General features: G+C 58.3%; 10 protein-coding genes and 1 pseudogene. 9 read left to right on the forward strand and 2 right to left on the reverse strand.

The genetic code is table 11. The features are described from left to right. Nucleotides 1–422, reverse strand: a pseudogene (locus CFR71_RS15100) (transposase); the annotation flags it as partial. A 76-nt stretch (nucleotides 423–498) separates the two neighbouring features. Here CFR71_RS15100 and CFR71_RS15105 point away from each other — a divergent pair. The 8 genes from CFR71_RS15105 to CFR71_RS15135 all read left to right on the forward strand — a co-directional run bounded on the left by CFR71_RS15105 (nucleotide 499) and on the right by CFR71_RS15135 (nucleotide 4,263). After that, nucleotides 499–777, forward strand: a complete 279-nt coding sequence (locus tag CFR71_RS15105) for a DUF6878 family protein (protein WP_239020449.1) — start codon at nucleotides 499–501, stop codon at nucleotides 775–777. A gap of 1 nt (nucleotide 778) precedes the next feature. After that, nucleotides 779–1,147 (forward strand): DUF6915 family protein, encoded by a 369-nt coding sequence (locus CFR71_RS15110; RefSeq protein WP_110532142.1) that lies wholly within the window; start codon nucleotides 779–781, stop codon nucleotides 1,145–1,147. A gap of 146 nt (nucleotides 1,148–1,293) precedes the next feature. Next, complete coding sequence (locus CFR71_RS15115) at nucleotides 1,294–1,482, forward strand: hypothetical protein (protein ID WP_110532144.1); 189 nt, start codon at nucleotides 1,294–1,296, stop codon at nucleotides 1,480–1,482. Between the two features lie 334 nt (nucleotides 1,483–1,816). Further along, entirely contained in the window at nucleotides 1,817–1,972 is a 156-nt protein-coding gene (locus CFR71_RS16655) for a hypothetical protein (protein ID WP_010512122.1), read from the forward strand. A 61-nt stretch (nucleotides 1,973–2,033) separates the two neighbouring features. Beyond that, nucleotides 2,034–2,933 (forward strand): ArdC family protein, encoded by a 900-nt coding sequence (locus CFR71_RS15120; RefSeq protein ID WP_110532146.1) that lies wholly within the window; start codon nucleotides 2,034–2,036, stop codon nucleotides 2,931–2,933. 57 nt (nucleotides 2,934–2,990) lie between these two features. Next, nucleotides 2,991–3,374 (forward strand): hypothetical protein, encoded by a 384-nt coding sequence (locus tag CFR71_RS15125; protein ID WP_239020450.1) that lies wholly within the window; start codon nucleotides 2,991–2,993, stop codon nucleotides 3,372–3,374. Continuing rightward, entirely contained in the window at nucleotides 3,371–3,760 is a 390-nt protein-coding gene (locus CFR71_RS15130) for a hypothetical protein (protein ID WP_087609030.1), read from the forward strand. Before CFR71_RS15125 ends, CFR71_RS15130 begins: the two co-directional genes overlap by 4 nt. Further along, nucleotides 3,757–4,263, forward strand: a complete 507-nt coding sequence (locus tag CFR71_RS15135) for a hypothetical protein (protein WP_087609029.1) — start codon at nucleotides 3,757–3,759, stop codon at nucleotides 4,261–4,263. Before CFR71_RS15130 ends, CFR71_RS15135 begins: the two co-directional genes overlap by 4 nt. Here CFR71_RS15135 and CFR71_RS15140 read toward each other — a convergent pair. Continuing rightward, a complete protein-coding gene (locus CFR71_RS15140) occupies nucleotides 4,260–4,772 on the reverse strand; it encodes a hypothetical protein (RefSeq protein WP_087609028.1) in 513 nt (170 codons plus the stop codon). The two genes, CFR71_RS15135 and CFR71_RS15140, sit on opposite strands and share 4 nt — an antisense overlap. A 364-nt stretch (nucleotides 4,773–5,136) precedes the next feature. Here CFR71_RS15140 and ssb point away from each other — a divergent pair, with 364 nt between their 5' ends. Continuing rightward, on the forward strand, nucleotides 5,137–5,424 hold the full coding sequence (gene ssb / locus CFR71_RS15145; RefSeq protein WP_239020451.1) for a single-stranded DNA-binding protein: 288 nt from the start codon (nucleotides 5,137–5,139) through the stop codon (nucleotides 5,422–5,424). The last annotated feature ends 52 nt before the right edge of the window (nucleotides 5,425–5,476 follow it).

A 5,476-nucleotide genomic window follows, 5' to 3' on the forward strand; every position in this document is an offset into this window, starting at 1 on the left:
CTCCAGATTGGCTTCGCTCTGTGGCACAGGCCGATAGTAGACGCCCGACCGGTTGAGTTGCAGCAGCGTGCATTGCCGGATTATCGGCAGGCATGCTCTTTTCGGGTCAATCATCTGCCGCCTCTGATCACGCCCAACCGAGCAGAGGCATCGCGTAAAAAATCCCGTTCCACGAGAAGTTCGCCTATCTTCGCGTGCAGTTTCTCCACGTCAGCTGGGCTGACCGGGGGCTCAGCCACCGTCTTCCCGGAAAAGGTCGCCGCCATCCCCTCGATCGCCTGCCGTTTCCACTGGGCGATCATCGTCTGATGTACCCCATGTTTCGAAGCCAGTTCCGCCAGCGTCAGTTCCCCACGGATCGCCTCCAGCGCAACCCGTGACTTGAACTCTGCCGCATACCTCTTCCGCGTAACCTTGCCCATAAAACCCGTCCTCGTTCAGGCCAGATGATAGCTTATCGCCCTGTCCGAAAAATGGGGACCACCTCTGATTGCTGTTGTGCCTGAAGGGGAGGATTCACGGCTCGACGTCCTTGTCGATGCGGTGACGGCGAGGTGGACTGATTGCGAGATTGTCTCGGAACGTAATCCCCTGCGGGATGTCATCGAACAGGTCTGTTACGCCGCACTGGCCGAGACCAACGGTGGTTGGGAAAACAATGAGGGTGCTTTTGGCGACTTCAGGTTTGACGTGGCCAACAGAACGCTGACGCTCGAATTTAACGGACGATATATGTCCACTGAATATTCCGAGCATAGCTGGATAGAGGAGGCCTGAAATGGCGCATAGTTATTATCATGCTCTCTCGTCGGTGCGGCAGTGGGGAGGTACGGCTGATGACTTCCTGCCTATCCATGCCTGGTTCGACGAATCGAAATTGATTTCGGCCGATTTTCGGCATCGTGCGCTAAGACATCACGCGGAAGGAATCTTCCTCGCTGAGAGACTTTTTGGCGTTGTGCTGACAATTTCCACCGGGCGGGTTGTTCCGGTGCGGCTGATCGCCGAGCAGCATATGCGCGAGGACTTTGGATTTATTCCGAGTTTCGTTGATTGGCTGAAGGAAATCCGCCCCCAGCCCTGGACGGGACGGGCGCAGCCCATTCATCGAAGCCTCGATCCCGCTTATGGCAAACTTTCAGAATAACAGAAGACTTCTGGAATACTGGCCGTGACGTAGCCCGTACGCAACTCCACGCGATTGATGACACCCTGGCGCAGATCCAGAGACGGAATTTCTACCAGCTAATCGCCCGGATTAGCCACACCGGGCCCTATTATCACGAATTTACAATGATCGTCACTGTGATACGTAAAAGTCAGACCGGTTTCGAAATGACAGAAGACGCCGCGCAGATACTCTCTGATGTCATTCGTGATCTTGCACGATGGTTGTATCGCTCTCTCGAAACAGCATGGGATTACAAATCTTCCGATGACGCCGTTGATGACGCCATTCGCATCAATGAATATACGGCGTAGCTTTGAGAGGGTCCATTAGGACATGCATGTGAACCGTGTTTGCAAGCAGAGAAACAGAAACTTTTACAAATATAAAATATAGTACTTTTTAATAATTCTCCGAGATGTTTGTATAAAGCAAGATAATATAAAATAATTATAATAAATAAAAAACAAATATAGGGAGGATCGGCACCACAGTTCAGCCTGCCGCGCAAGGGGTGGCTCCTCGCCGTGCGCGATGGCTGCGCCATCTGTGCGCGGCTCCGGTGCCGCCGCTGTGCGGCGCCCTTGCCCGCCAGTCTGCCCTGCGGTCGCCGGAAGGGGTCGAAACCCCCGAAAAAAGGATCTGGAAATGGCACAGAACCGCATCGCGCCGCCGTCCCGCCCTGCCGTCGAAATCGCCAAATTCGTCGCTATCGTGCTCCTCTGGACGGCCTCCATGGTCACTTTCCTCCTGCTGCCCGACGTCTTCCTCGATCCGTGCACGGGCATCATCGATCTCAGGTGACACCACCCTTGCCATCCGCGCCGCCCTTCGGGGCGGCGTCTGCATTTTCTGGAGACTGATCATGGCCAGAACCGAACGTACCGACATCCACCAGTCCGTCACTGACCGCATCATCCGCGAACTTGAAGCAGGAACCGTGCCATGGGTCTGCCCGTGGAGCCGCACGAAATGCGGCCTTGCCCTGCCGCGTAATGCCGCGACCGACCGGGCCTATTCCGGGATCAACATCCTGATGCTGTGGGGTTCGGTAGAGACGCAGGGGTTTTCTACCCAGAAATGGCTGACGTTCCGCCAGGCGCATGCGCAGGGCGGCAATGTCAGGAAAGGCGAGAAGGGGACGACGGTGTTTTATGCTGACCGTTTCACGCCAAAATCGGAATCGGGCTCCGACGAGCCACGCCAGATCCCGTTTCTAAAGCGGTTTACGGTGTTCAACGTTGACCAGTGCGAGAACCTGCCGGAGAACATGGTCGCGCCGACCGCGCCGTTGCCGGAACGCGAAATCGTGCCGCACGCGGAAGCGCTGATGCGCGAAACCGGGGCGGACATCCGTATCGGCGGCGACAAGGCATTTTATGCCCCGGATGCGGATTTCATCCGGGTTCCGCCCCAGCAGTCCTATTTCAACCAGATCGACTGGTACCGAACCGTCTTTCACGAGATCGGGCATTGGACCGGGGCCGAAAGCCGGCTGTCGCGCACCTTCGGCAGGCGGTTTGGGGACCATGCCTACGCGGCCGAGGAACTGGTCGCAGAGATGACATCAGCTTTCGTATGCGCGGAACTGCAGATCGAGCCGACGGTCCGCCATGCTGATTACATCGGGAACTGGCTGGCACTGCTGATGGCTGACAAGCGCGCCATTTTCACCGCAGCGAGTGCTGCTTCAGCCGCGGCCCAATACATTTTCAGCTCATCGACACGTCAGCCATCCGTCGAGGACGTGGCGTCTGCCGCCTGAAACCCAACCCTGAAAATATATGCGCCCGCAAGGGCGCGCTGAGTGATGGAGTTCATCATGCCAGTCTTTGCCCTGATTGCCACTCCCGCCGTGCGCATCCGTTCCGACGGCTGCACCATCCTTAAGGCGCTGCCGATGGAACACCTTGGTGCACGGGGGATGACAGAAGCCCGGACGCTCGCGGAAATCTCGACTGCCGTAACGCTTTACGGTGAGAGGACCGCCGGCGCGCATCCCGGGCGCTCGTTTTCCATCAGTGTGCATATCCGTCGGGGCGATCGTAAGCCACGTGGCTTTGATGCGGCTTACCGCACTGGCGCCCTGGGGACCGACAGATGGGTTCTCATGGTCGATAACGACGCTGATGGCGCGCGGATCCTGCATGGACGATCCGCAACCGATGCCGGAAACATGGCGTCCTGCAAAGGAGACGTGGCATGATCCGCCAGTATTATACGTCTCCATTTCAGGGCGGTAATAACCCGCTCCGGGTCGGGACCATTGCCAGTGGAACCATCTTCCGTCTTCCGGCTCCTGTTTCGGGGCGTCCCTATCGGACCCGGCCGTGGATCGTGGAATGCTTTCTGAACGCCACGATGGGGGCGGCTGCGCTGAACCCCGTCACCGGTCTCCGGGAAGATCGTTATATGCGAGGCCGCTCGGATCTGGTCGTATTGCGCAGCCTCGCCAGTGCCCGACGTGTGACCGTGGCGGTGCGTTATCTGGAAAGGATGAGTGAAGAGGGCCTGGGCGAGGGGCATTATCCTGATCTGCCGGATGTGAGCCGCTTTCATAACGGCTATCGATGCCGGAGCCAGGTGTCATGACGGCGGGGCCGATCCTGTGTGAGCGGCTTCGGGTCCCGCCTTTCGACCCGGCTGTCCTGAAACCCACCCAATGGGCGACGGCCCAGCAAAAGGCAAAGCTTGGTAATGCGATCCTGCGGTTCATTGCACTCGGAATGCCTGCAGAAAAATTTACACCGGCCCTGTATAACCGGCTGAGCAATATGTTCGGATTTATCGCGCATTATAATCGGACCGGCTTCGCGCAGACATGGTTCGACAATGCAGCCACACGGCGCGATTTCCTCGATCAGGTTGCGCGATATCCCTGCTGGGGCGACCCGACTTTTGTCTGGTCGGATGTAGAGAAGGAAATCAGGCTGCGCGTTCGGGAAAACCTGCTGGTCGAGGCATGGACGACCCGTGCCCGCGAGGAACAGGTTGCGCGCGAGAAAGCGGAGCTGGCCCGTCTGCAGGCAAAGCATGGCGGAACAGCGACGGCAGCGGATGCACCCGTGCCCACCGTGCAACTCGGGCTGCTCTAGCCCTGGGCTATGCGCCAGGAGCCATGCCCGTCGAGGCACCGGCCCAGGAACGCCAGTGCGGCACGCGGATATTTCCGGATTTCCAGAACGCTGCCGGTGGGTACCTCCATGTGGTAGGCGCCGATCCGGGCGGCGCAATGCGGCTGGCCGCGCAGGAATTTTATGCCCCTGCCGGTGCGAACTGCCTGCCGTGGACCAAAAACGCCCACAACGTGACGGCCACCGAGGTAAATATCGGCGTTGAACTGGCGCCACAGCGGTGCCCGGACATCCTGCTCGTCGACTTCGACCTGCACGGTGCAGCAGTCATTCCATGCATCTGGCGTGCCATCCACGCCATACAGGGTCTGGCAGATCTGGCGGATCGCCTGCTCATGGTCGGGGAGGAAGGACCAGCCGATTTCCTTGCCGAGAAATCGTCCCCTGTAACGCCGGGCCTGGATTGCCAGTTCGGGATGAAAGTCGGCCTTCAGGGTGATGCGTCCTTCCGACGCAGTAATCACCGCCATGATGAACTCCCAATGTAGAGACAGGGAAATTCTAGGACGACTATCATAATTGTACAAGAATAAATGACACGATTATGAGCGAAATAGAAAAATAAAACAGAAATCAAAATTCAAAATCCAAAAGCATGACTTCGGCCCCTGCCGGGTCTCTGACCTGGTTTCTGCGGTCTGAAGCGGTCGTCGTCGGGCGCAACCCCCAGGCCTGCGGTCGGGACGGCACCGTGAAGCCGCATGCGCGGCTTCCGCACCACTGCCGCCCCGAGGGGTTGCGCCCGCCGCCTGTGGCCCGCTTCCGCGCGACCGCACCAGGTCAGAGATCCGGCAGGGGCCGGAGACGACCAGGAAGGAAAAAAGGAACAAGACCATGAGCCAGTCAGTCAATCGCGCCATCATCATCGGTCACCTGGGCCGGGATCCGGATCTTGCCGCACGCAGGGAAGGGGAGGGCAAAATCGCATCCTTCGGCGTGGCGACAAGTGAAACCTGGACCGATCGCGCCAGCGGTGAGCGCCGGGAAAAAACCCAGTGGCACCGTGTCGTCTCTTTCAACGATCACCTTTCGGGCGTGATCGAACGTCGGTGCCAGAAGGGAACGCTGGTCTATGTCGACGCGGATTTCTCACACTTGAGGCAATTTCGGGTCATTTTGTAGAATTCAGTCATCCCACAGGAGCCCGATCTGGAATATTGACGATATTCTGCTT

Source organism: Novacetimonas pomaceti (genome assembly GCF_003207955.1).
Taxonomy (GTDB): Bacteria; Pseudomonadota; Alphaproteobacteria; order Acetobacterales; family Acetobacteraceae; genus Novacetimonas; species Novacetimonas pomaceti.